Source organism: Bradyrhizobium dasycarpum (assembly GCF_042019905.1).
Lineage (GTDB): Bacteria > Pseudomonadota > Alphaproteobacteria > Rhizobiales > Xanthobacteraceae > Bradyrhizobium > Bradyrhizobium japonicum_B.
The window spans coordinates 6,527,351-6,550,690 of the sequence record NZ_CP169574.1; the positions used below are offsets into that span (position 1 = coordinate 6,527,351).

General features: G+C 65.6%; 20 protein-coding genes, 1 other RNA gene and 1 pseudogene. 12 read left to right on the forward strand and 10 right to left on the reverse strand.

What is annotated here, in order from left to right; translation table 11 throughout:
• Window positions 1-77 precede the first annotated feature (77 nt).
• The 4 genes from ACETMP_RS31130 (at window position 78) to ACETMP_RS31145 (ending at window position 6,804) form a co-directional block, all read left to right on the forward strand.
• Window positions 78-1,310, forward strand: coding sequence for a cytochrome P450 (locus tag ACETMP_RS31130; RefSeq protein ID WP_375159126.1), 1,233 nt, complete (start codon window positions 78-80; stop codon window positions 1,308-1,310).
• 143 nt (window positions 1,311-1,453) lie between these two features.
• On the forward strand, window positions 1,454-5,068 hold the full coding sequence (locus tag ACETMP_RS31135) for an AsmA-like C-terminal region-containing protein (RefSeq protein WP_375159127.1): 3,615 nt from the start codon (window positions 1,454-1,456) through the stop codon (window positions 5,066-5,068).
• A gap of 343 nt (window positions 5,069-5,411) precedes the next feature.
• Window positions 5,412-6,530, forward strand: coding sequence for a DUF2336 domain-containing protein (locus tag ACETMP_RS31140; protein ID WP_375159128.1), 1,119 nt, complete (start codon window positions 5,412-5,414; stop codon window positions 6,528-6,530).
• Window positions 6,531-6,561: 31 nt separating this feature from the next.
• Window positions 6,562-6,804, forward strand: coding sequence for a hypothetical protein (locus ACETMP_RS31145; protein ID WP_375159129.1), 243 nt, complete (start codon window positions 6,562-6,564; stop codon window positions 6,802-6,804).
• Between the two features lie 42 nt (window positions 6,805-6,846).
• Here ACETMP_RS31145 and ACETMP_RS31150 read toward each other — a convergent pair whose 3' ends face one another.
• The 10 genes and pseudogenes from ACETMP_RS31150 to ssrA all read right to left on the reverse strand — a co-directional run bounded on the left by ACETMP_RS31150 (window position 6,847) and on the right by ssrA (window position 16,541).
• The gene (locus ACETMP_RS31150; protein ID WP_375159130.1) at window positions 6,847-8,553 is read right to left on the reverse strand and encodes an ATP-binding protein; all 1,707 of its coding nucleotides are present in this window, start codon (window positions 8,551-8,553) and stop codon (window positions 6,847-6,849) included.
• Entirely contained in the window at window positions 8,550-10,064 is a 1,515-nt protein-coding gene (locus ACETMP_RS31155; RefSeq protein ID WP_375159131.1) for an ATPase domain-containing protein, read from the reverse strand. The genes ACETMP_RS31150 and ACETMP_RS31155 overlap by 4 nt, the downstream gene beginning before the upstream one ends.
• A gap of 211 nt (window positions 10,065-10,275) precedes the next feature.
• Window positions 10,276-10,786: pseudogene (locus ACETMP_RS31160) on the reverse strand (GNAT family N-acetyltransferase).
• A 206-nt stretch (window positions 10,787-10,992) separates the two neighbouring features.
• Window positions 10,993-12,864: a ferrous iron transporter B gene (locus ACETMP_RS31165; RefSeq protein ID WP_375159132.1), complete on the reverse strand. Its 1,872-nt coding sequence runs from the start codon at window positions 12,862-12,864 to the stop codon at window positions 10,993-10,995.
• Window positions 12,865-12,912: 48 nt separating this feature from the next.
• Window positions 12,913-13,188 (reverse strand): FeoA family protein, encoded by a 276-nt coding sequence (locus ACETMP_RS31170; protein ID WP_028138007.1) that lies wholly within the window; start codon window positions 13,186-13,188, stop codon window positions 12,913-12,915.
• Between the two features lie 120 nt (window positions 13,189-13,308).
• Entirely contained in the window at window positions 13,309-13,560 is a 252-nt protein-coding gene (locus ACETMP_RS31175; RefSeq protein ID WP_025038043.1) for a ribbon-helix-helix domain-containing protein, read from the reverse strand.
• Window positions 13,557-13,745 carry a DUF4169 family protein gene (locus ACETMP_RS31180; RefSeq protein WP_375159133.1) on the reverse strand — a complete coding sequence of 63 codons (189 nt, stop codon included), beginning with the start codon at window positions 13,743-13,745 and terminating at the stop codon, window positions 13,557-13,559. The genes ACETMP_RS31175 and ACETMP_RS31180 overlap by 4 nt, the downstream gene beginning before the upstream one ends.
• A 278-nt stretch (window positions 13,746-14,023) precedes the next feature.
• Window positions 14,024-15,457: a class II fumarate hydratase gene (fumC, locus tag ACETMP_RS31185; RefSeq protein ID WP_375159134.1), complete on the reverse strand. Its 1,434-nt coding sequence runs from the start codon at window positions 15,455-15,457 to the stop codon at window positions 14,024-14,026.
• 89 nt (window positions 15,458-15,546) lie between these two features.
• The gene (locus ACETMP_RS31190; RefSeq protein WP_375159135.1) at window positions 15,547-16,062 is read right to left on the reverse strand and encodes an SspB family protein; all 516 of its coding nucleotides are present in this window, start codon (window positions 16,060-16,062) and stop codon (window positions 15,547-15,549) included.
• A 113-nt stretch (window positions 16,063-16,175) separates the two neighbouring features.
• Window positions 16,176-16,541, reverse strand: a transfer-messenger RNA (tmRNA) gene (gene ssrA, locus ACETMP_RS31195).
• A 95-nt stretch (window positions 16,542-16,636) separates the two neighbouring features.
• On the opposite strand from ssrA, the gene ACETMP_RS31200 reads away from it, so the two are divergent.
• The 8 genes from ACETMP_RS31200 (at window position 16,637) to ACETMP_RS31235 (ending at window position 23,248) form a co-directional block, all read left to right on the forward strand.
• Window positions 16,637-17,254 carry a chromate transporter gene (locus ACETMP_RS31200; RefSeq protein WP_375159136.1) on the forward strand — a complete coding sequence of 206 codons (618 nt, stop codon included), beginning with the start codon at window positions 16,637-16,639 and terminating at the stop codon, window positions 17,252-17,254.
• Window positions 17,251-17,784 (forward strand): chromate transporter, encoded by a 534-nt coding sequence (locus ACETMP_RS31205; RefSeq protein ID WP_375159137.1) that lies wholly within the window; start codon window positions 17,251-17,253, stop codon window positions 17,782-17,784. The genes ACETMP_RS31200 and ACETMP_RS31205 overlap by 4 nt, the downstream gene beginning before the upstream one ends.
• Window positions 17,785-17,876: 92 nt before the next feature.
• Window positions 17,877-18,638, forward strand: a complete 762-nt coding sequence (locus ACETMP_RS31210; RefSeq protein ID WP_375159138.1) for a tripartite tricarboxylate transporter TctB family protein — start codon at window positions 17,877-17,879, stop codon at window positions 18,636-18,638.
• 7 nt (window positions 18,639-18,645) lie between these two features.
• Entirely contained in the window at window positions 18,646-20,160 is a 1,515-nt protein-coding gene (locus ACETMP_RS31215) for a tripartite tricarboxylate transporter permease (protein ID WP_375159139.1), read from the forward strand.
• Between the two features lie 135 nt (window positions 20,161-20,295).
• Window positions 20,296-21,279, forward strand: a complete 984-nt coding sequence (locus tag ACETMP_RS31220) for a tripartite tricarboxylate transporter substrate binding protein BugD (protein WP_375159140.1) — start codon at window positions 20,296-20,298, stop codon at window positions 21,277-21,279.
• 171 nt (window positions 21,280-21,450) lie between these two features.
• On the forward strand, window positions 21,451-22,245 hold the full coding sequence (locus ACETMP_RS31225; protein WP_375159141.1) for a thymidylate synthase: 795 nt from the start codon (window positions 21,451-21,453) through the stop codon (window positions 22,243-22,245).
• A gap of 5 nt (window positions 22,246-22,250) precedes the next feature.
• Window positions 22,251-22,736: a GNAT family N-acetyltransferase gene (locus ACETMP_RS31230; protein ID WP_375159142.1), complete on the forward strand. Its 486-nt coding sequence runs from the start codon at window positions 22,251-22,253 to the stop codon at window positions 22,734-22,736.
• Window positions 22,736-23,248 (forward strand): dihydrofolate reductase, encoded by a 513-nt coding sequence (locus ACETMP_RS31235; RefSeq protein WP_375159143.1) that lies wholly within the window; start codon window positions 22,736-22,738, stop codon window positions 23,246-23,248. The genes ACETMP_RS31230 and ACETMP_RS31235 overlap by 1 nt, the downstream gene beginning before the upstream one ends.
• Window positions 23,249-23,340: the final 92 nt, after the last annotated feature.

Sequence of the window (23,340 nt, forward strand, 5' to 3'; positions counted from 1 at the left end):
TTCAAGGGATGGTTACGCCGCGCGAGCAGGCAAGCGTCGGCGTATTCGTGTCATGCGGCAACCGGTTTGAGGTCACCATGAACGAGCACGTGCAAGGCGCCGGCGGCGCGCCGCTGTTCAACCCGCTCTCGCCGGACTTCATCCGCGATCCCTATCCGCATTACGACCGGCTGCGCACGATCGATCCGATCCATGTCACGCCGTTCGGCCAATTCGTCGCCAGCCGCCATGCCGACGTCAGCCTGGTGATGCGCGACAAGCGCTTCGGCAAGGATTTCGTCGAGCGCTCGAAACGCCGCTACAGCGACAAGATCATGGACGAGCCGGTGTTCCGCAGCATGAGCCATTGGATGCTGCAGGCCGACCCGCCGGACCACACCCGCCTGCGCGGTCTCGTCGTCAAGGCCTTCACCGCGCGCCGGGTCGAGGACATGCGGCCGCGCATCCAGGAGATCGTCGATCAGGCGATCGATGCGGTGATCGACCGCGGCCAGATGGACCTGATCGAGGATTTCGCCTTCCGCCTGCCCGTCACCATCATCTGCGACATGCTCGGCATCCCCGAGGAGCACCGCGAGGTGTTCTACAACAGCTCGCGCGACGGCGGGCGGCTGCTCGACCCCGTGCCCCTCACGCCGGAGGAGATCAGGAAGGGCAACGAGGGCAACCTGATGGCGCAGATGTATTTCCAGCAGCTGTTCGAGCTGCGCCGCAGGAATCCCGCCGACGACCTCATCACCCAGCTGGTGCAGGCCGAGGAGGACGGCAACAAGCTCAGCAATGAGGAGCTGACCGCCAACATCATCCTGCTGTTCGGCGCCGGCCACGAGACCACGGTCAACCTGATCGGCAACGGCCTGCTCGCGCTCCATCGCAACCCGGACCAGCTTGCGCTGCTCAAGGCGCGCCCCGAGCTGATGGAGGGCGCGATCGAGGAATTCCTGCGCTACGATTCCTCGGTGCAGATGACCGGGCGCGTCGCGCTGGAGGAGATCGAGGATCTCGGCGGCAAGCGGATCCCCAAGGGCGAGACCGTGCTGTGCCTGCTCGGCTCGGCCAACCGCGACCCGGCGGTCTATCCTGATCGGCCCGACCGGCTCGACGTCACCCGCCAGAACGTCAAGCCGCTGTCGTTCGGCGGCGGCATCCATTTCTGTCTCGGGGCCCAATTGGCGCGCATCGAGGCCGAGATCGCCATTGCCACGCTGCTGCGGCGGCTGCCGGATTTGCGCATCGACGACGTCGAGAACCCGGAATGGCGGCCGACCTTCGTGCTGCGCGGCCTGAAGCGGCTGCCGGCGAGCTGGTGAGGCCTGCCGGCGTTAACCTCCGCGCGCAACAGTCGCTGTGACTTCGCCACACTTCCCCCTATATAAGGGGCTGTTCCGGCACGCCTGAAGTCCATTGAAGGCCAGGGTTTGGTCCGGGTGCCGGTTTGGCCGAGGGGAGACCCGTGCAGACGACGCTGCTCGGATTAGCGATTGCCTTCATCATTGCGCTGCTGGCCGCGCTGATCGGGCCTTACTACGTCGACTGGAACCAGTTCAGGCCCCAGTTCGAGGCGGAGGCCGGCAAGATCATCGGCGTGCCGGTGCGGGTCGCGGGCGAGCTCGACGCGCGGCTCCTGCCGGCGCCGACGCTGCGGCTGCGCCAGGTCACCTTCGGCGGCAACAACGATCTCGGCCGCCTGCGCGCCGACAAGCTCGACGTCGAGTTCAGCCTGGGCTCGCTGATGCGCGGCGAATGGCGCGCCACCGAGCTTTCGGTGGGCGGCATGGCGGTCGATCTCGGCCTCGATGCGCGTGGGCGGGTCGATCTGCCCTCCACCGCGAGCGGCACCTTCAATCTGGCCTCGCTCGCCATCGAGCGGCTCAATCTCACCGGCCGCATCGCCCTGCACGATGCCGCCAGCCGCTCGACGCTGGAGCTGAACGACATCGCCTTCTCCGGCGATGTCCGCTCGCTCGCGGGCTCGGTGCGCGGCGACGGCCGCTTCACCGCCAATGGAGTGCGCTATCCGTTCCGCGTCTCGTCCGGCCCGAGCGCCGACGGCAACGCCACCCGTCTCCACCTCAACATCGATCCCGGCGAGCGCGCCATCCTCGCCGATCTCGAAGGCGTGCTCGCCTTCGACAACCGTCTGCCGAAATTCGACGGCGCGCTGACGCTGGCGGTGCCGGCGGCCAAGACGGCCGGCGCGGCAGGGCCGAGCCCCTGGAAGCTGACGACCAAGCTCAAGGCCGATCCGGCCGGCGCGAAGTTCGAGCAGATCGACGCCAGCTTCGGCCCTGAGGACAGCGCGCTGAAGCTCGGCGGCGTCGGCGACCTCAAATTCGGCGCCTCGCCGCTGCTGCGCGCGGTGCTGTCGGCGCGGCAGGTCGATGCCGACAGGCTCGCCGCCAAGGACGATGCCGAGCCGCTCCGCATCCTGCCGGCGCTGCGCGCGGGGCTAGCCGCCATTCCGCAGGCGCCGATCCCGGCCCAGATCGAGTTCAACTCCGACCAGATCATGCTCGGCGGCCGTCCGCTGCAGAACATCACGACGGAGCTCCAGACCGACGGACGGTCCTGGACCTTCCAGCGCCTCGAGCTGCGCGCGCCCGGCATGACGCAGCTCTCGCTCAACGGCGCGACGCCCGGCGCCGACAGTTTCAGCGGCCGCCTCAGCGTCGAATCCTCCGATCCCGATACGCTGATGGCCTGGCTCCAGGGCCGCAGCGAGGTCAACCGCCGCAGCACGCGCCCGCTGCGCCTCGCCGGCGAGGTCACGATCGCCGCCAACCATCTCGCCATCGACAGGCTGAAGGCCGACATCGAAGGCGGCACCGTGGAAGGCCGCATCGCCTTCGTGCAGACAGGCGCGAGCAAGGGGTCGCGGATCGATGCCGACCTCAAGGCCGACCGGCTCGACCTCGATTCCGCCGCAAGCTTCGTGCGCGCGCTCGCGGGACCGCAGGGCGAGTGGCCGGAGGAAGCCAAGCTCTCGCTCGATATCGGCCGCGCGATCTCCGCCGGCCAGGAGCTGCGTCCGTTCGCTGCGAGGCTTGCTTACGGCCCCGCCTCGCTGTCGCTGGAGCAGCTGCGCTTCGGCCAGGCGAGCGGCGTGACCACTGTGGCGAGCGGCAGCTTCGACCGCGCCAAGATCACCGGCAAGCTCGCGCTGCAATCCTCGGCCAATTCGCTGCGCGAGCTCACCGCGCTGATCGAGCCGTTTGCGCCTGCGCTGCGCGCGCGCCTCGATGCCATCCCGGCGGCATCAGGCGCGACCCGCCTCAAGCTCGATCTCAGCCTCGACAAGAACGCCGAGCATGCCGATCGCAGCAACGCCCGCGCCGTGCTCGAGCTCGACGCGCCGCAGCTCAAGGCGACCGCGACCCTGGCCGCGCAGACGCCGGCTGCCGCGGTCGGTGGCATCGACCTCGACCGTCTGCGCAGCAGCGATTTCACGCTGGACTCGAAGGTGTCGACGCCGCAGGCCGGCGCTCTGCTGGCGCTGCTCGGGCTCGATCGCATGGTGGCCGCAGGCGAGGGCGCTTCGCAGTTGGAGGGCAAGCTGACCGGCGCCTGGCGGCGGCCGCTGCAACTGAGCGCGAAGCTGAGCGGCGGCGGACTGGATGCCGACGCGCAGGGCAGCGTCGAATTGTCGGAGCCGAAAGGCAGCGTGAATCTGCGCGTACGCAACGTCAATCTGGCGCCGCTGCTCGGGGCCAGCCGGACCGACAAATCGGCGCAGAATATCAGCCTGTCCTCACGCCTCACGCTGACGGGCAATCGGCTGACCTTCGACGATCTCGACGGCAATGCGGCCGGGGCGCATCTGCGCGGTCATCTGGCGGTGATGCTGGATCCCGACAGGAGCGTCGACGGCGAAGTCGGTCTCGATACGCTCGATCTTGCGCCGGCGCTTGCGATGGCGATTGGCGCAGCCGGGCGTGATGCGAGCGAGCCCCTCGGCGCAGGACTCATTGCCGGCTGGCGCGGCCGGATCGCCTTCCAGGCGTTGCGCGGGACGTTGCCCGGCGGCATCGAGCTGCGTCCGTTCGGCGGCACGATCCGCGGCGACGGCCAGTCGTTCGCGCTCGATGGGCTCAAGGGCACGCTCGGCGGCGGCGAGATGTCGGCGAGCTTCGACGCGCGCAACAGTGCCAATGGCCTCGCTCTGAATGCGCGCATCGAGCTCGCCAATGTCGATGCGGCGGCGCTGCGCTATCGCGAGCTTGCGCTGCCGAAGGGACGCGCCTCGGTGCAGATGGCACTGACCAGCCAGGGCCGCAGCGTCGCAGCGCTCACCGGCGCACTCGCTGGCAACGGCACGGTGACGCTGGAGGCCGCGGAAATCGGCGGCCTCAATCCGCGCGCCTTCGAGATCGCGATCCGCGCCAGCGACGGCGGCCAGGTCGCCGACGACAACCGCTTGCGGCAGCTGGTCGAGCCCGCGCTTGCCGCCGCACCGATCGCGGTGGCGTCGGCCCAGATTCCGTTCACGATCCGCGACGGACGCTTGCGCGTCGGCGCGACGCCGCTGGAAGCGAAGAACGCCCGCGCCATCGTCTCCGGCGGCTACGACATTCCCGCCGACCAGGCCGACATCCGCGCCAGCCTGACGCCGATCATGACCGGCCTTTCCGGCGCCCCGCCGGAGATCCAGCTGTTCGCCGCCGGTCCCCCCGACAAGCTCAACCGCACCATCGATCTTGCGCCGCTGTCCTCCTGGCTTGCGGTGCGCACGATCGACCGCGAGACGCGGCGGCTCGACGCGATCGAACGCGGCGAGCCGCCGCCGGCGACCGCGGCGCTGCCGACGCTGGTGTCTCCGGATCCGACGCCCGAGCAGGCACCCGCCAATGTGCCGCTGCCCGGCCAGGATCCGCGCCGCCCGCCCGCAAAGCCAAAGGCTGCGCCGACGCCCAGACCGCCGCAAGCGGCTCCCGCCGCGCCGAGCCCGCCGCTCGCGAGCCAGCAGCTCGCGCCGCTGCCGCCGGCCATCGACGTCAAGCCTGCCCCGGGCCCGCCGCCGGCCAAGCCGAAGCCAAAGCCCCCGCTGGTGCTGACGCCGCAGAATCCGTGAGCTGATTGGTTAGCGCGAAGCGGCTAGCTCACCTCTCCCGCTTGCGGGAGAGGTCGCGCCGAAGGCGCGGGAGAGGGCTTTCTCCTCCAGGGGAGTGTCCCGTTGCGGAGACACCCTCTCCCCAACCCTCTCCCGCAGGCGGGCGAGGGCGCGCTCCGTCTTCCTTCTCCGCCCCTTAACCCATTCCCTCGCATTTGAATGAATTTTGCCCGGCAAAACTGATTTGCCGATTTTACTGAATTCTCGCGTTTCCTCTCTAGCGTTGGTTCCAGAGGAATTCGGCGTCGCGTCGATTGCGGCGCAACGGTCCGCAAGAGAACGACCAAGAACTGGGGTGATCGAGATGAACGGGGCGAAATCGCTTCTGCAGGATCTGGACGACGCGATCGCGCGCGGCACCGACGAGAGCCGGGCGAAGGCGTTGTGGCATGCGACCGACATTCTGATCACTGGCCGCTACAGCGACGACGAGATCAGCACGTTCGGCGAAGTGATCGGACGGCTCGCCGAAGAGATCGAGGTCGCCGCGCGAACGCAGCTGTCGGAGGTGATGTCGGCGTGCGATCACGCGCCCTTGAATGTCATCGAGAAGCTCGCCCTCGACGACGAGATCGCGGTCGCCGGTCCCGTGCTGCGCGATTCCAATCGCATCGACGACAGGATGCTGGTCGAGAGCGCCATGACCAAGGGCCAGTCGCATCTGCTCGCGATCGCCCAGCGCAAGTCGATCGGCGAGGCCGTGACCGACGTGCTGGTCAAGCGCGGCAACCAGGAGGTCGTGACGTCGGTCGCGAAGAACGAGGGCGCGCGCTTCTCCGGCTCGGGCCTGTTGCACATGGTCCGCCGCGCCGAGGGCGATTCGATCCTCGCCGAGCAGCTCGGCCTGCGCAAGGACGTGCCGCGCCACATCTTCCAGCAGCTGATCTCGAAGGCCTCGGAAGACGTCCGCCGCCGTCCCGAGACCGAGCGGCCCGAGATGATGGCGCAGATCCAGAGTTCGGTGACCGAGGTCACCGGCGACCTTCAGTCCAAATTCGGTCCGTCCTCGCGCAGCTATTTCGTCGCCAAGCGCGTGGTCACGACGCAATACCGCCAAGGCAATCTCAACCAGGATTCGATTTCGAACTATGCCCGCCAGCACCGCTTCGACGAGGTCCAGATCGGCCTGTCGCTGCTCTCGTCGCTGCCGGTCGACGTGATCGAGCGCGCGCTGATGGACCGCAATCGCGAGATGATCCTGGTCTTGTGCAAGGCGCTCGACTTTGCCTGGGACACGACGATGTCACTGCTCTTCCTCGGCGCCAAGGATCATCTGATCACGGCGCGCGAGCTCCAGGACAACGAGCGCGAATACGGTCGGCTCAAGATCGAGACCTCGCGCAGCATCTTGAAATTCTACCAGTCGCGCAAGACCGGCGCGGGTGCCGATGCGGGCAAACAGCCCGAGCTCCAAGTTCACTGACAGGTACATTAAGGACAGGGGAGTATCTGCAATGTTGCCTCAATTCGGCACCGCCGTTCGCAAGAAGAACCTTAACAGCGCCGCCACCGCCGATCTTGGCGGCGGAGCACCGGACAAGGCCTCGGTGGACGCGGCCTGGCTCGTGCTCGAAGCCGCCAATGACCTCGGCGACCACGCCGCGATCGAGGCCTGTCGCCGCGTCATCGACGCCGAGCTGACCGGCACGGTGGCCCGCAGCGCCGACGTCGATCTTGTGCTCGGATATTTCCGGTAAAGCTCCGCAGCCCGAGGGAACACAGCCCGATCAGGGCTGACGTCAACAGGACCCGGAGCGCTGGGGTTCTGTATTGAGCCGAAGGTTCGACTTTGCCGTGCTCAATGCCGCGGCCAGCTCGTCGATGTGGTAAGGTTTCGCCAGGATCTGGACACCCGCCCTCTGTGCTTCATGGACCGAGGCTTCGGCGTATCCGCTGGTCAGCAGTACCGGGATGTCACTTCGTCGCTTCTTGATTTCCCGCGCGAGTTCGACCCCATTCATGCCGCCCGGCATCATGATGTCCGAAAAGATCAGGTCGACGGAGCGACCATCGGCCAAAGCGCCGAGCGCCGCCGCGGCGCTCGCGGCGCGCGTGACCTCGTAACCGAGCTGGCCGAGCATCTCGCCGACCAGCGCGGCAACCTCGTCGTCGTCTTCGACCAGGAGGATTCGGCCATGATTGTTCTTCTTCGGCCGTATGCGGGTGAGATCGATGAGATGCCGCTCCTTCGAAGGAACGTCGAACGATCGCGGCAGATACAGTTCGATCCTGGTGCCGCGGCCGACCTCCGATCGGATACGGACCGTGCCCCGTGACTGGGTGGCGAATCCATGGACCTGCGCGAGCCCGAGCCCCGAACCCTTGCCGACGTCCTTGGTCGTGAAGAACGGCTCGAATACACGGGACAGGATCTCCGGAGCCATGCCGACGCCGGTGTCGACGACGGACAGACGGACATAGTCGCCCGAGATCTGATCGTCGTTCAGGCTTGGCAGATTTTCCCCGCGCACGACGATGGTCCCGCCGTTGGGCATGGCGTCGCGGGCGTTGACGGCGAGGTTGAGGATGACCAGCTCGAGCTCCCCGGGATCGACCTCGACCGGCCATAGCGAGTCCGGGAAATCGAATTCGACGTGGACGTCCCCCCTCAGGCTGCGATCGAGCAGCTCCCGCATGCCGCCGATCTGTGCAGCGACGTCGACAGGCTCCGGCCGCAGCTTCTGCCGGCGCGAGAATGCGAGGAGCTGCCTCGTCAGGCTGGCGCCGCGCTGCGCGGCCTGGATCATGCCGTCCATCAGCCGCCGGCGCCGGTTCGGGTCTGCCTGGCGGTCGAGCATGTCGAGGCCGCCGGAAATCACCATCAGCAGATTGTTGAAGTCGTGCGCGACGCCGCCGGTGAGCTGGCCGATTGCTTCGATCTTCTGAGCCTGGCGAAGGGTCTCCTCGACGCGCGTGCGTTCGTTCATTTCGAGGCGAAGCTGCTCGTTGGCTTCTTTCAGTTCTCGCGTCCGCTCAACGACCAGTTTCTCGAGCTCCTGCGCTGTCTGCTCGCGCGCTTCGAGCAGGGCCCGGATTTCATATTGACGCCGCCGGGCGCGGATTGCCGATTGAATCGCACTGGTCAGCGTGATCGGCTGGACCGGCCGTTCGAGCAGCGAAACGTTACGCAGCAGCTCGACGATGCTGCGTCTCCAGGCGACGACGGCCGGCTGCTCCCGATGGCTGGTGAGTACGACGAAGGGGAGGTCGGACCATGGCGGCTGGCTCGCGATCCATTGCGCGAGCGGCGCCGTGTCTTTGCCGAACAATCCCTCCTCGGCCAGAAAAACCGCTCCGACGCCGGCTGTCATCTCGGTGACGAGTTCGGGCAGACCTCGGCAATTGACCGCCTCCAGGTTCGCGCCGCGAAAAAGCTCCGCCGATGCCGGTCCGTCGCGGCCGATCGGAGCGAATATCAGCACACGGTTGCCCCGTTCCTTGCTCATTCGGCCGGTCCTTCGGGCAACACCGTGCCGGAGTAATGGGGATTGCCGGAAAAAATGCCGCTGAACTCCTTGAGAGGCGGACCGAGCCTGATCCCCCTGCTGCCGAGCCGGAATTCCCGGATGCTGTGCTCGTGATTGCCGCTGCGCTTCTTGACGACGGAGAGCGCGCGCCGCACCGTGCCGCCGAATTCGAAATAGCGCAGCATCACCACCGCATCGCTCAAATAGCTGATGTCGAGCGGCGTCTCCATCGGGCCGACGAGTCCGTGCTGAGCGAGGATCAGGATCGTCAGCACGCCCTGCTGCGCCAGATAGCTGAGGAGTTCGTGCATCTGCAGGATGAGAAAGCGCTCGTCCGGCATCGCGTTCAGGTAACCGTTCAGGCTGTCGATGACGACAAGGCGGGCATTGTCGACCTCGACGCTCCGGCGCAGCGTCGCCGCGAACTCACCGGGCGACAATTCGGCCGGGTCGACCTGTTGAAACCGGATAACCCCGGTATTGAGATGTTTCTCCAGGGGCAGACCGAGCGTCCGGGCCCGTGCTTCCACCGTGCCGCGGCCCTCATCGAAGGCGAAGAAGACTGCATGCTCGCCGCGCTCGGCCGCCGCGATGGCATAGGTCAGCGCAACCGACGACTTGCCGACACCGGCGGATCCGAGGAGAAGCGCGTTGGTACCGCGCTCGAGCCCGCCTCCCAGCAGCTGATCGAGCTCCGCGTTGCCGCTGGAGACGAAATTGCCGGGAAACGTCTTGTGATGTTCGGCCGCGACGAGCCGCGGGAAGATCCGCAAGCCGCCTTGTGAGATCGTAAAATCGTGGTATCCGCCGCGAAATCGAATGCCGCGCATCTTGATCACGCGAAGCCGGCGCCGCTCCGCGCCGTAGTCGATCGCGAGTTGCTCGAGCATGACGACGCCGTGTGCGATCGAATGCAGCTGCAGATCGTCCTGGGAGGAGGACAGATCGTCGAGCAGCACGACGGTGCAATTGCGGTTGGTGAAGAAGTGCTTCAAGGCCAGCACCTGGCGCCGGTAGCGGAGCGGGTTCTGGGCCAGCAGGCGCAGCTCGGACAGGCTGTCGAGCACGACGCGGGTGGGATTGAGCCGCTCGACCTCCTTGAAGATGAGGCCGGTCGTTTCGCTGAGCTCCATCTCGGCAGGATGGAAGACCGTGAGCTCCCGATCGGGGTCGAGTGTCGTCTCCGGCGGGACCAGCTCGAAGATGTCAACGCCTTGCAGAGACCAGCCGTGCCGATGCGCGACAAGCTCGAGCTCCCGCCTCGTCTCGGAGAGGGAGATATAGAGCACACGTTCGCCGTCGCGCGCGCCCCGGAGAAGGAATTGCAGCGCGATCGTGGTCTTGCCGGTGCCCGGACGTCCCTCGTAGAGATACATCCGGTTGGGGTCCAGGCCGCCGCCCAGGATGTCGTCCAGACCTTCGCTGCCCGTTGAAATTCTCGGCAAATCCTTGAGGGCACTGGCCGAAGCAGCCCCTGATGGATCAGTCATTGAACCCCCTCAGCACATGTCGGAAGAGCGCTAGGCCCCCAGCATCGACAGGCTGGAGCCGGGACCAAAGAAGGCCCGTACGAGGAACTCTTCAGCAGCACCCCGGTTCCCGGCCACCGGGGCTTGGCGGGCTGTGGGCAGGTGCCGACCGCTGCGGCCCACTCGGTTCAAAATTGAACATAGTCCCGCCGGTCAACGTGCTCCAATCGTGTCATTGCAGCGTTCGGCGGTAATTGCGGTAGATCACGACGTCGTTGCCATGGCGGTTCGTGCTCCGCCTCGAGCAGGTAGTTCGATTTCTCCAGCACGCGGCGCGAGGCGCCGTTTGCGATGTTCACGATGCCGATAAGGGATGGCAGGGCGAGCTCGGAGAGGCCGATGCGCGTCATCGCGGTCGCGGCCTCGGCCGCAAATCCCCGGCCCCAGAGGCTGCGCGTGAACGCATAGGCAATCTCGATCTCGTCGATGTCGTCCACCATGATGTGCCGGAGGCCAGCGCGTCCGGCGAATGCTCCGTCTTTCGTGTGCAGCGCCCAGAGGCCGAAGCCGCGCTGGTCCCAATGCGCCATGTTGACATCGAGGTAAGCCTTCGTCGTTTCCGCCGAACGGACGCCGCCGATATAGCGGGCGACATCGGGATCGAGATGCAGCGCGACGAGGTCGGCGAGGTGGCTTTCGTTCAGCCTCTCGGCGGTCAGTCGGTCGGTGCTGAAACGGTTCATGGAGACAGGTCGCCGCTTCGGTGGCGTGTCGTCGCTCATGCCGCTGTCGTTGCGGTCGATGATGACATCATGCCCCTGTTTTGGCCGACGGAGCAACGGGTGCGGAGTTCTCGGTCAGATGGTTTTCGCGCCCGACTCAAGCCATTGATTTCACTGACCCCGTCTACTGTGCATGGGGTTGTTTTCTCAGTTTTGGCTTCAGGGGTCTATCCCGCCCCCAGCGCGACGGCGACGTTGTACGTCAAAAGGCTCGCCGCATAGGCCAGCACCAGCATGTAGGTGAAGGTCACACCCATCCAGGCCCAGCTGCCGGTCTCGCGCCGGATCACGGCCAGCGTGGATGCGCATTGCGGGGCGAAGATGTACCAGGCCAGCATCGACAGAGCAGTCGCCAGCGACCATTTCGTCGCCAGCACCTGGCCGATCTGCTCGGCCGCTTCCTGGCCGCCTTCGATCGCGTAGACGGTGCCGAGCGCTGCGACCGCGACCTCGCGCGCCGCCATGCCCGGGATCAGCGCGACCGCGATCTGCCAGTTGAAGCCGACGGGCGCGAGCAGCGGCTCGAGCGCCTTGCCGATCATCGCAGCCAGGCTGAAGTCGATCGCGGGCCCGGTGGCGCCCGCAGGCGGTTGCGGGAACGAGGCCAGGAACCAGATCAGCACCATCATCGAGAAGATGGTGGTGCCGGCGCGCACCAGGAACATCTTGGCGCGGGTGTAGATACCGATCGCGATCGATTTCAGCCGCGGCATCTTGTAGTCCGGCAGCTCCAGCATGAATGGCGCCGGCGCAAAGTCGCGCAGCATGAAGAACTTGATCAGGAACGAGACGATCAGCGCGCTGGCGATGCCGGCGGCGTAGAGGCCGAACATCACGAGGCCCTGCAGGTTGATGAAGCCCCAGACCTCCTTCGCCGGAATGAAGGCGGAGATGATCAGCGTGTAGACCGGAATGCGCGCCGAGCAGGTCATCAGCGGCGCGATCAGGATCGTGGTCAGCCGATCGCGCTTGTTGTCGATCACGCGCGTCGCCATGATGCCTGGGATGGCGCAGGCAAAGCTCGACAACAGCGGAATGAAGGCGCGGCCGTGCAGGCCGGCGCCACCCATGATGCGGTCCATCAGGAACGCGGCACGCGCCATGTAGCCGAAATCCTCCAGCAGCAGGATGAACAGGAAGATCAGGATGATCTGCGGCAGGAACACGATGACGCTGCCGACGCCCGAGATCACGCCGTTCTCCAGGAAGCTCTGCAAGAGGCCCTCGGGCAGGGTGGTGTGCACGAGCTCGCCGAGCGCGTCGAAGCCGGACTTGAGCAGATCCATTGCCGGTTGCGCCCAGGCGAACACCGCCTGGAACATCACGAACAGGATCAGCGTCAGCACGACGAGACCGCCGACGGGATGCAGCACGACGGCGTCGATCCGCGCGGTCCAGGTGTCGGGTCTCGCAGGCAGGCTGACGCAGTCGGCGATGATGCGGTCGGCCTCGCGCTGGGTCGCGCGCAATTCGGCGACGCTGAGCGCGCGCCAGCTGTTCGCCTCCGCCCCGGCGGCGAGCTTCGCCGGGATCTCGTCGGTCAGCTTCAAGAGCTCGGCCGTGCCGCCCTTGCGCACCGCGATCGAGGTGACCACGGGCAGGCCGAGTTCCTTGGCGAGCCGCTCGACGTCGACGGTGATGCCGCGGCGGGCCGCGATGTCGAACATGTTGAGCACGAGGACCATCGGCCGTCCGGTGCGCTTGAGCTCGAGCAGCAGGCGGATGGTCAGCCGCAGATTGGTCGAATCGGCCACGCACAGCACGAGATCCGGCACGGTCTCGCCGGAGGCCTTGCCGAGCACGAAGTCGCGGGTGATCTCCTCGTCCGGGCTGCGGCCGCGCAGCGAGTAGGTGCCGGGCAGGTCGACCACCGAGACCTGGCGCCCCAGGGGGGTGACGAAGAAGCCTTCCTTGCGCTCGACGGTGACGCCGGGATAGTTCGCGACCTTTTGCCGGCTGCCGGTCAGGGCGTTGAACAGCGATGTCTTGCCGCTGTTTGGCGTGCCGACCAGGGCGAGATGCAGCAGGGGTAATTCCATGGGATCAAGGCCTGGCAAACGGCTTGTGATGAGGCGTCCGGCCGCAGGCTAAGCGACGATGACCGCCATGGCTTCGCGGCGGCGGACCGCGATCGTGATGCTGTCGACCCGCACCGCAATCGGATCGCGCCCGACCAGCCCCTCGTGCAGCACCTCGACCCGGGCGCCCTCGACGAAGCCGAGCTCGATCAGGCGGCTCTCGAGCTCGATGTCGGAAAGCGCCGAGCCCGCCTGGCTAGCGGACAGGTGCTGGATGACGCCGGAATAGCCGCGCTGGGCCAGGCCGAGCGGCATGTGCGGGCGCGTGTCGTTGGTGTCGGTCATGCCCTGTATTTTCAACGCAAGGCATTGAGGTCAAGCGCGGGCGCTCGCTGAAACCGCACCTTAGAGTGATTTTAAAAAGCGCGGATGGCGGGGCGCCTCAAAGGCGCCCCCGAGAGCTGGCTATTGGGCCGGGACCTTGTCCGGCTGGGCGGCCATCGCCCGGCTCTTGAAGTAGTCCAGGACGAACAGACGGATCGCCGACGACAGATTGCCCTGCTGGCGGTTGTTGTCGATCTCGCCGACCAGCTCCGACAACGTCATGTTGCGCAGGCCGGAAATCTCCTTCATGCCGTTCCAGAACGCCTCTTCCAGGCTGACGCTGGTCTTGTGCCCGGCGACGACGATCGACCGCTTCACGACGGGCGACTTCATGGCTGCTCCTCGCGGTCGATCTGATGCCGGTCCAGGTGCGCCTTCGCCTTGTCCGCGCGCATCTCCTCCGCCGACCGTTCCGCCTTCGTGCGGCCGAACTTCGACCGGTTGGCGTCCGCCTGCTTCGCCGAGGCTTCCCGCTCGGCGCGCTTCCTGAAACGATTCAGGTTGATGACGTTCCCCATGCCGCGTCTCCATCATCCGATCCTCGTCAGGCGGGATGAAACATTCAGAAACAGGGCGCCGCGTTGCGCCCCACAAGACTTGATCGCCATTCGCTCGTCCTCGTCAATCAGCCCCTTGGGCCATCAAAGGATGAATTTGGCCCCGTTGGGGGGCGGAAGGGCTGGGTAGCATGCCGTCCCGCCAGAACATTGACGGTAATCAAATCCCACCCCCAAAGCCGCACATTTCTGGGCGCAGGGGGTCCGTATCATTACGGATGGCTATCGGAATTCGGAATTTATCCCGGGCTGGTCATCTTCTCGGGGCGTACCAGGCGATCGAACTCGTCCGCCGAGACGAAGCCGAGCCGCAGCGCCTCCTCCTTCAACGTGGTGCCGTTGGCATGGGCCGTCTTGGCCACCTTGGCGGCGTTGTCGTAGCCGATCTTCGGGGCCAGCGCCGTCACCAGCATCAGCGAGCGCTGCATCAGCTCGTCGATGCGCTTCTCGTCGGCGCGGATGCCGCTGACGCAATGCTCGGTGAAGGATCGCGCCGCATCCGCCAGCAGGCGGATCGAGTGCAGCATGTTGTAGGCCAGCACAGGCTTGTAGACGTTGAGTTCGAAATGGCCCTGGCTGCCGGCCACCGTGATCGCGGTGTGATTGCCGAACACCTGGCAGCACACCATGGTCATCGCCTCGCACTGCGTCGGGTTGACCTTGCCCGGCATGATCGACGAGCCCGGCTCGTTTTCCGGCAGGATCAGCTCGCCCAGCCCAGAGCGCGGGCCGGATCCGAGCAGGCGGATGTCGTTGGCGATCTTGAACAGGCCCGTCGCCACCGAATTGATGGCGCCATGCGCCAGCACGTAGGCATCGTTCGAGGCCAGCGCCTCGAACTTGTTGGCGGCGCTGGTGAACGGGAGTTTCGTGATGCGGGCGACGTGCCTTGCGAACAGCTTTGCAAAGCGCGGCTTCGAATTGAGGCCGGTGCCGACGGCGGTGCCGCCCTGCGCCAACGGATAAAGCTCCTTCACCGCGGACTTGAGCCGGGCGATGCCGCTTTCGACCTGCGCGGCATAGCCGGAAAACTCCTGGCCGAGCGTCAGGGGCGTCGCATCCTGGGTGTGGGTGCGGCCGATCTTGACGATCTTTGCGAACGCCTTCTCCTTCTTGCGCAGCGCGCGCAGCAATTCGGTGAGCGCGGGGATGAGATCGGCATTGATCCGGGTTGCGGCCGCGATGTGCATCGCGGTCGGGAACGAGTCGTTCGACGACTGGCTCATGTTGACGTGGTCGTTCGGATGCACCGGCTTCTTGGCGCCGAGCTCGCCGCCGAGCAGTTCGTTGGCGCGGTTGGCGATCACCTCGTTGAGGTTCATGTTGCTCTGCGTGCCGGAGCCGGTCTGCCATACGACCAGCGGAAAATGGTCATCCAGCTTGCCCTCGATCACCTCGCGCGCGGCGCGGATGACGGCACCCGCGCGGCGCTTGTCGAGCAGGCCGAGCTCCAGATTGGACTGCGCGGCGCCAAGCTTGACGATGCCGAGCGCGTGCACGAGCGCGATCGGCATGCGATCCGTTCCGATGCGGAAATTCTGACGCGAGCGTTCGGTCTGCGCGCCCCAATAGCGATCGGCAGGGACCTCGATGGGACCGAAACTGTCGGTCTCGATGCGGGTCGCGGGAGGAGCGGTCTTTGAGCGGGAAGCTTTGGCCATGAGCACATCCATTCCGCCGCGCGAAACACCGCGCGGCCTCTTCATGTGCTCTTCTATATAGGGAGTTAGGCCGGGCGCGACGGCTGCAAAGCCAACCTAGATCATTTCTTGCGGAAACGATCGAGCCGCACCACCTCGGCGCCGCCCTGGTTCGGCGGGGTCGGCTCTTCCGCGGTCTCCGCCTTTTCAGTGGCGGCGGGCACCGATACGGCCGAAGCGGCAGGGGCCGCCGGCAAAGTCTCCGTCGCAACCTCGGCGACATCGGACGTGTCGAACTGGAGGCCGAACTTCACGGACGGATCGAGGAAGCTCTTGATGGCGCTGAACGGCACCACCAGCCGCTCCGGAATGCCGCCGAAGGACAGGCCGACCTCGAAGCGGTCCTCGAGCACGGTCAGATCCCAGAACTGGTGCTGCAGGATGATCGTCATCTCTTCCGGGTATTGCGCCAGCAGCCGGGGCGACAGCTTCACGCCCTCGGCCTTCGAGACGAAGGTGATGAAGAAATGGTGCTCGCCGGGCAGGCCATGGGCCGCGGCATCGGTCAGCACCTTCCGCAGCACGCCGCGCAGCGCGTCGCGGGCCAGCACATCGTATCGGATATGATCGGTCGCCATGGTGGTCCTGTTGCGTCCCCGAAGCCGGAGCCTACCGACTCGACTCGCCAAGCCGCAACAATATCGCGCCTGACGGGTCAGCAGGAGTCCCCGCCGGAGAAGAAAGAAAGGCAAGTGGAGGCTTCTGTTGCCAGGTGCCTCCGAACCCCGCCTAACGGAGCTTAACCCGTTAGGACTTTAAGATGGTCTTTCAAACTGCGTTACGCAGCCTGAGCAACCGGAGCAAAGTTGTCGTTGGCAACTATTGCAGTAGCCCGATAACGGCGGAACAATACCGGGAAAAAGTACGCCCTTTACGCCCTCGTCGATCCTATTTCGCCCCCGCCAAAGCCCGCTTCCGGATAGCCGGTTGGTGGGCTTTGGTGGAGGCGCCGGGTACCGCCCCCGGGTCCGAATGGTTTATTGCGACGACCGTTTATTTCCATAGCCGGCGAACCGGCACCCCCAATATAGGGCGCAAGGGTTTCGAAAAACAGGGGTTTTGCACGCCTCGCCCAATTCTCTTTGGATAGGTTCCGCGCCGAGGCGGGGCCTGATCTTGGCCGCATCGGCGCCGGCGGTCTAAGCTTCTGAGATGTCCGAGGATTCAGCACCGGCCGGCCAACCATCAGATCGACTGCCGGAGCAGCCGGCGCCCGGCGCTCCTGCGCCCGGCCTGCTGGAACTGTTTCTGGCCTTCGCCAGGATGTCGCTGGCCGGTTTCGGCGGGGTCCTGGTGTTTGCCCGGAGGGCCATCGTCGAGCAGCACCGCTGGATGACGGCGGACGAGTTCAACGAGACCTTCGCACTCTGCCATTTCCTGCCCGGGCCCAACATCGTCAATTTGTCGATGGTGTTCGGATCGAGGCTGCGCGGCATTGCCGGCGGGGTTGCCGCCTTTGCCGGGCTGCTGCTGCCGCCGACACTGATCATGATGGTTCTCGCGATCATCTACGCCCGTGTTGGCGACCTCGACGTGCTGCGCCGCAGCCTCGCCGGCATCTCCTGCGCGGCCGTCGGTCTCCTGATCGCGGTGGTCTTCCGCATGATGACGCCGCTGCTGAAGCGGACGGACACCCTCGCGCTGATCCTGATGCTCGGCGTGTTCCTCGCCATCGGCGTGCTCCGCCTGCCGCTTCAGGCGGTGCTGCTGGTCGCGATCCCCGTGAGCATCGGCGTCACTTATTTCCTGCGGCGGAAAGTAGCAGCATGAACGCCGACAATCCGATCTGGGCCCTGATCGTCACCTTCGGATTGATGTCGCTGTTCGCAGTCGGCGGCGCCGCGGCGGCGGTGCCCGAGATGCATCGCATCGCGGTCGAGGTGAATCACTGGATGACCGACAAGCAGTTCACCGATGCCTATGCGATCGCACAGCTCTCGCCGGGTCCGAACGTTCTTATCGTGACGTTAATCGGCTATGCCGTCGCCGGCATCCCCGGCGCGCTGGCGGCGACGCTGGCGATGTGCCTGCCGACGGCGCTGCTTGCCTATTATGTAAGCCGGCTCCTGAATCGGCCCAGCCAGTCGCGCTGGCCTGGCTTGATACAAGCTGCACTGGTTCCGCTCTCGATCGGATTGATGGCGGCGAGTGCCCTGATCCTGGCCCAGTCGACCGATCGCACGATTGCTGCACTGCTTCTGACCGCAATGGTTGCGGTGATCGCATCCATCTCGCGCATCAATCCACTGTGGCTGTTGCTTGCCGGCGGGCTGTTGGGTTTTGCTGGCATTGTGTCATGAAAATCGCTAGGCAGTGTTCCGGGCGGGGGATCCAGTTCCAGCCGATTTAGAACAACAGTGCTCGTGACTTACGGGTCGCGGAGGAGACAGGCATGGCCGACACGATGGGCCACTCAGCGACAGCCAGCCGAAATACCCGGTTGGCGCTTGGCTTTTGTCTGCTGGCGATTGCGCCGCAGATATTCGAATTGATCTGGTCGATCGGGACGATCTTCGGCTGGGGCACCGGCCGCGGCCCGGGGACGGTGGTCACGAGTCACGTGACGGCGCTGCTCGCAGGCGCGCCCAGTGCGATTTTCGGATCGTTCGGCGGCGGCACCAAGAAGATGTCGTCCGAGGTCCTGCTGGCCCTGATCTATTCCTATCCGCTGCTGGTCGTAGCGATCCTGACGCTGTTCATGACGGTACGGTCGGCGCAGGATTATGTCGGCGGCGTCGTCCTGATGGCGGTTGCCCTGTTCGCGCTGTGGGCGGGAAGCGATCTGCAGGGCATGCGGGGCTTCTCCTTCGGCGCCGGCACCGCGCCGCGCATGTTCGGCGGATTGCTGGTTGCCTTGTCCGCGGCCATCGCCCTGACCGGCCTTCTGACCAATGGGCCGGCGATGGCCCATTATTCCTGGCGGGGACCGCTGTTCGTGGTCGCCGCGATCCTCTTTTTCGCCCTGTCGATCCGGTCTCTTGGCCTCGTGGTCACGGCCTTCACGAGCTTCATGATCGCAGCGGCGGGCTCGCAGGAGACGCGGTGGCTGGAAGCGGTGATCGTCGGAGCCTGCCTGACGATCGGCTGTGCAATCCTGTTTCCATACGTGCTCGGGCTGCCGATGCCGATGTACCCGCGTTTCCTGATCCAGTGAGGGCGTGATGGATATCTTTGCCAACCTCGCTCACGGCTTCGCCGTCGCGTTCTCCCCGATCAATCTCTTGATGTGCCTGATCGGCGCTCTCGTCGGAACGCTGGTCGGCGTGCTCCCGGGCATCGGCACCATCGCGACCGTCGCGATGCTGCTGCCGATCACCTTCGGACTGCCGCCGGTCGGCGCGCTGATCATGCTGGCCGGCATCTATTACGGTGCGCAATATGGCGGCTCGACCACGTCGATCCTCGTCAATATTCCAGGCGAGGCGACATCGGTGGTGACCGCCATCGACGGTCATCAGATGGCCAAGCAGGGCCGTGCCGGCCCGGCGCTGGCGATCGCCGCGATCGGCTCGTTCTTCGCCGGCTGCGTCGCGACCGTGCTCATCGCCGTGCTCGGCGCGCCGCTGACCAAGCTCGCCCTGGCGTTCGGTCCGGCTGAATATTTCTCGCTGATGGTGCTCGGCCTCATCTTTGCGGTCGTGCTGGCCAAGGGCTCGGTGCTGAAGGCGATCGCGATGATCGTGTTCGGCCTGTTGTTGTCGATGGTCGGCTCGGACATCGAAACCGGCGCCTCCCGTATGGCCTTCAACATTCCGGAGCTCGCCGACGGCCTCGGCTTTGCGACGGTGGCGATGGGCGTATTCGGCTTCGCGGAGATCATCCGCAATCTCGACGCCGGCGCCGAGATGAGCCGCGACCTCGTGCAGCAGAAGATCACCGGCCTGATGCCGACCAAGAAGGATCTGATCGACTCGACGCCCGCGATCCTGCGCGGCACCGTGCTCGGCTCGATCCTCGGCATCCTGCCCGGCGGCGGCGCGACGATTGCATCCTTCGGCGCCTATACGCTCGAAAAGAAGCTCGCCAGGGATCCGTCGCGGTTTGGCCGCGGCGCGATCGAGGGCGTGGCGGGGCCGGAGAGCGCCAACAACGCCGCCGCGCAGACCTCCTTCATTCCGCTGCTCACGCTCGGCATCCCGCCGAACGCGGTGATGGCGCTGATGGTGGGCGCGATGACCATCCACGGCATCGTGCCGGGCCCGCAGGTGATGCAGAAGCAGCCGGATCTCGTCTGGGGCATGATCGCCTCGATGTGGATCGGCAATCTGATGCTGATCATCATCAACCTGCCGCTGGTCGGAATCTGGGTGCGGCTGCTGCGGGTGCCCTATCGGCTGATGTTCCCCTCGATCGTGATCTTCTGCGCGATCGGCATCTATTCGGTGAACAACGCGCCGGTCGACGTCATCCTCGCCGGCGTGTTCGGTCTGGTCGGCTACTGGCTGATCAAGCACGATTTCGAGCCGGCACCTCTGCTGCTCGGCATGGTGCTGGGACCGTTGATGGAGGAGAACCTGCGCCGTGCGCTGCTGATCTCGCGCGGCGACTGGAGCGTGTTCCTGACGCGTCCGTTGTCGGCTGTGCTGCTGGCGGTCGCGGCGGGCCTCCTCGTCCTTACCGTGCTGCCTTCGTTGCGATCGAAGCGCGACGAGGTGTTCACCGAATCCGAGAACTGAGCACCGCACCTGCGTCGGCGCAGCGCACCTGCGTCGGCACGCCGCATTCGGAAGTCGAATCGACTTGTGTGACGGCTTCGTGAAATGAAAATGTGGGCCCTTGTGGCCGGCATTAGTTTGTCCCGGGGGACCGATATGACTACCATTCGCACGCTGATTTCGGGCACATGCGCCGCAGCACTCGCCTCGCTATGCGCCTTTGTCGCACCGGCAAAGGCCCAGACCTATCCGACGCGCAGCATCACCATGATCGTGCCGTTCGCGGCCGGCGGTCCGACCGACGTCGTCGCGCGCATCGTCACCGGACACATGGCGCAAACGCTCGGACAGAGCATCATCATCGAAAACGTGGTCGGCGCCGGCGGCACCACCGCGACCACGCGGGCCGCGCGCGCGACCAATGACGGCTATACGCTGATCACCGGGCATATGGGCACGCATGCCGCCTCGGTGCCGCTCTATCCGAAGCTCGCCTATCATCCCGAGAAGGATTTCGAGCCGATCGCGCTGCTGGCGGGCACGCCGATCCTGATCCTGGCGCGCAAGGATTTCCCGCCCAAGGACCTGAACGAGTTCGTGACCTACGTGAAGGCCAATGCCGAGAAGGTGAACGCGGCGCATGCCGGCGTCGGCTCGGTCTCGCACGTCTCGTGCGAGCTCCTGCACTCGATCCTCGACGTCAAGCCGGTCAGCGTGCCCTTCAGCGGCACTGGACCTGCGATGAACGCGCTGGTGGCGGGGCAGGTCGACTACATGTGCGACCAGATCGTCAACGCCGTGCCGCAGATCAACGCCGGCACCATCAAGGCCTATGCGATCGCAACACCGCAGCGCAATCCGTCGCTGCCGAACGTGCCGACCACGGCGGAAGCCGGCCTGCCGAAATTCCAGGCCCAGGCCTGGAACGCGATGTTCGCGCCCAAGGGCACGTCGGCCGCGATCGTGGCCAGCCTGAACGCTGCGGCCAGCAAAGCGCTCGACGACGAGACCGTGAAGAAGCGCCTGCTCGAGCTCGGCAGCGTCATCCCCACCGCTGCGGAGCGGACGCCGGAGGCGCTGGCCACCCTCGTCAAGAACGAGATCGCGAAGTGGACCCCGGTGCTCAAGCCGGCAACTTAGGCAATACTATCAGGCCTATAGGAGAGGGGCGGAACGCCGGGTTCCGCCCCTTGTTGTTTGCGCCGGAAACGCTCACTTTTCCGGGTATAATCGGTGCGGACAGCGAATCGCCGCTGTTGCAGCGCGGGGGCGGCCGCTAAGTTCGCCGCCTTCCCAAAGGCACAGTCGCACATGCACCAGTATCAGGACCTGCTCGAGCGGATTCTTTCAGACGGCGCGGAGAAGACCGACCGAACCGGAACCGGCACGTTCTCGGTGTTCGGCCATCAGATGCGCTTCAATCTGTCGGCCGGCTTCCCGATGCTGACGACCAAGCGGCTGCCGCTGAAGGCGATCGTGCATGAGCTGTTGTGGTTCCTGAAGGGCGACACCAACGTCAAATATCTGCGCGACAACGGCGTCACGATCTGGGACGAGTGGGCGGATGCCAATGGCGATCTCGGCCCGGTCTACGGCCATCAATGGCGCTCCTGGCCCGCGCCCGACGGCCGCAGCATCGATCAGATCGCGAACGTGGTCGACATGATCAAGCGCAATCCGGACTCGCGCCGCCTGATCGTCTCGGCGTGGAATCCGGCCGAAGTCGACAAGATGGCGCTGCCGCCGTGCCATTGCCTGTTCCAGTTCTATGTCGCCAATGGCAAGCTGTCGTGCCAGCTCTACCAGCGTTCGGCCGACGTCTTCCTCGGCGTGCCCTTCAACATCGCCTCCTATTCGCTGCTCACCATGATGGTGGCGCAAGTCACCGGCCTGAAGCCCGGTGACTTCGTGCATTCGTTCGGCGACGCCCATCTCTATTCCAACCATCTGGAGCAGGCAAAGCTCCAGCTCAGCCGCGCGCCGCGTGCGCTGCCGGCGATGCGGATCAATCCCGAGGTAAAGGACATCTTCTCCTTCCGCTTCGAGGATTTCGAGCTCGTCGGCTACGACCCGTATCCGCACATCAAGGCGGAAGTCGCGGTCTGACGCAGATGTCGTTGACCATCCGCCGTGCGCAGCCCGGAGAAGCGGGGCTCGTCCTCTCCTTCATCCGCGAGCTCGCCGAGTACGAGAAGCTCTCGCACGAGGTCGAGGCGACCGAGACCGACGTCGCTGACGCGCTGTTCGGCGAGAGACCGCAACTCTATTGCGCGATCGCCGAATGGAATGGTGAGGCCGTCGGCTTCGCGGTCTGGTTCACGAATTTCTCCACCTTCAGCGGTCGCCACGGCATCTATCTCGAAGATCTCTACGTGCGGCCGTCGCATCGGGGCAGGGGGCTCGGCAAGGCGCTGCTGGTCTATCTCGCGAAGGAATGCGTCGACAACGGCTGGGCGCGCCTGCAATGGGCGGTGCTCGACTGGAACGCGCCGTCGATTGCGTTCTACAAATCGCTCGGTGCCGTCATGATGGACGACTGGACGCTATGCCGTGTCACCGGGCCGGCGCTGACGCGGCTTGCCGGGAGCTCTGCCTGATGGAGATCGTGTTCGTCGTCGCGATCGCGGAGAACGGCGTCATCGGCGCGGGCAATGCGATGCCGTGGCGATTGAAATCCGACATGGCGCGATTCAAGGCGCTGACCATCGGCAAGCCCGTGATCATGGGCCGCAAGACCTTCGAATCGCTGCCCCGCCGTCCGCTGCCGGGCCGCACCAACATCGTGATCACGCGCGATCCGGCTTATCGTGCCGACGGGGCCATCGTCACGACATCCGCGGCCGATGCCGGCGCGGTTGCGCGCGGGGATGCCCTGCGGCGTTCGGCCACTGCCATCGCGGTAATCGGCGGCGCCGAGATCTTCCGGCAATGGCTCGATCGCGCCGATCGCCTCGAAATCACCGAAGTCCACGCCCGGCCTCAAGGGGATACGCATTTCGACATCGCCAAGGGGGAATGGGACGAGGTTGAGCGTATCCGTCATCCTGCCGGTCCCAACGACAGCGCCGACTTCTCCTATGTGACATATCGTCGGCGGCGCGGCCATTAACCGCTTTCGTCAATGTTTACATTGACATTTTCGTGCCCGAGCATAGCTCGAAAGACGGTCAGGGCCGCGTTGTAAGGGGCCTGCCTGTCCCC

What these genes read in the sequence shown, in the direction of transcription:
- ACETMP_RS31130 (WP_375159126.1), top strand. Translation starts at nt 78, where the DNA reads ATGAACGAGCACGTGCAAGGCGCCGGCGGCGCGCCGCTGTTCAACCCG.
- ACETMP_RS31140 (WP_375159128.1), top strand. Translation starts at nt 5,412, where the DNA reads ATGAACGGGGCGAAATCGCTTCTGCAGGATCTGGACGACGCGATCGCG.
- ACETMP_RS31145 (WP_375159129.1), top strand. Translation starts at nt 6,562, where the DNA reads ATGTTGCCTCAATTCGGCACCGCCGTTCGCAAGAAGAACCTTAACAGC.
- ACETMP_RS31150 (WP_375159130.1), bottom strand. Translation starts at nt 8,553, where the DNA reads ATGAGCAAGGAACGGGGCAACCGTGTGCTGATATTCGCTCCGATCGGC.
- ACETMP_RS31155 (WP_375159131.1), bottom strand. Translation starts at nt 10,064, where the DNA reads ATGACTGATCCATCAGGGGCTGCTTCGGCCAGTGCCCTCAAGGATTTG.
- ACETMP_RS31165 (WP_375159132.1), bottom strand. Translation starts at nt 12,864, where the DNA reads ATGGAATTACCCCTGCTGCATCTCGCCCTGGTCGGCACGCCAAACAGC.
- ACETMP_RS31170 (WP_028138007.1), bottom strand. Translation starts at nt 13,188, where the DNA reads ATGACCGACACCAACGACACGCGCCCGCACATGCCGCTCGGCCTGGCC.
- ACETMP_RS31175 (WP_025038043.1), bottom strand. Translation starts at nt 13,560, where the DNA reads ATGAAGTCGCCCGTCGTGAAGCGGTCGATCGTCGTCGCCGGGCACAAG.
- ACETMP_RS31180 (WP_375159133.1), bottom strand. Translation starts at nt 13,745, where the DNA reads ATGGGGAACGTCATCAACCTGAATCGTTTCAGGAAGCGCGCCGAGCGG.
- fumC (WP_375159134.1), bottom strand. Translation starts at nt 15,457, where the DNA reads ATGGATGTGCTCATGGCCAAAGCTTCCCGCTCAAAGACCGCTCCTCCC.
- ACETMP_RS31190 (WP_375159135.1), bottom strand. Translation starts at nt 16,062, where the DNA reads ATGGCGACCGATCATATCCGATACGATGTGCTGGCCCGCGACGCGCTG.
- ACETMP_RS31200 (WP_375159136.1), top strand. Translation starts at nt 16,637, where the DNA reads ATGTCCGAGGATTCAGCACCGGCCGGCCAACCATCAGATCGACTGCCG.
- ACETMP_RS31205 (WP_375159137.1), top strand. Translation starts at nt 17,251, where the DNA reads ATGAACGCCGACAATCCGATCTGGGCCCTGATCGTCACCTTCGGATTG.
- ACETMP_RS31210 (WP_375159138.1), top strand. Translation starts at nt 17,877, where the DNA reads ATGGCCGACACGATGGGCCACTCAGCGACAGCCAGCCGAAATACCCGG.
- ACETMP_RS31215 (WP_375159139.1), top strand. Translation starts at nt 18,646, where the DNA reads ATGGATATCTTTGCCAACCTCGCTCACGGCTTCGCCGTCGCGTTCTCC.
- ACETMP_RS31220 (WP_375159140.1), top strand. Translation starts at nt 20,296, where the DNA reads ATGACTACCATTCGCACGCTGATTTCGGGCACATGCGCCGCAGCACTC.
- ACETMP_RS31225 (WP_375159141.1), top strand. Translation starts at nt 21,451, where the DNA reads ATGCACCAGTATCAGGACCTGCTCGAGCGGATTCTTTCAGACGGCGCG.
- ACETMP_RS31230 (WP_375159142.1), top strand. Translation starts at nt 22,251, where the DNA reads ATGTCGTTGACCATCCGCCGTGCGCAGCCCGGAGAAGCGGGGCTCGTC.
- ACETMP_RS31235 (WP_375159143.1), top strand. Translation starts at nt 22,736, where the DNA reads ATGGAGATCGTGTTCGTCGTCGCGATCGCGGAGAACGGCGTCATCGGC.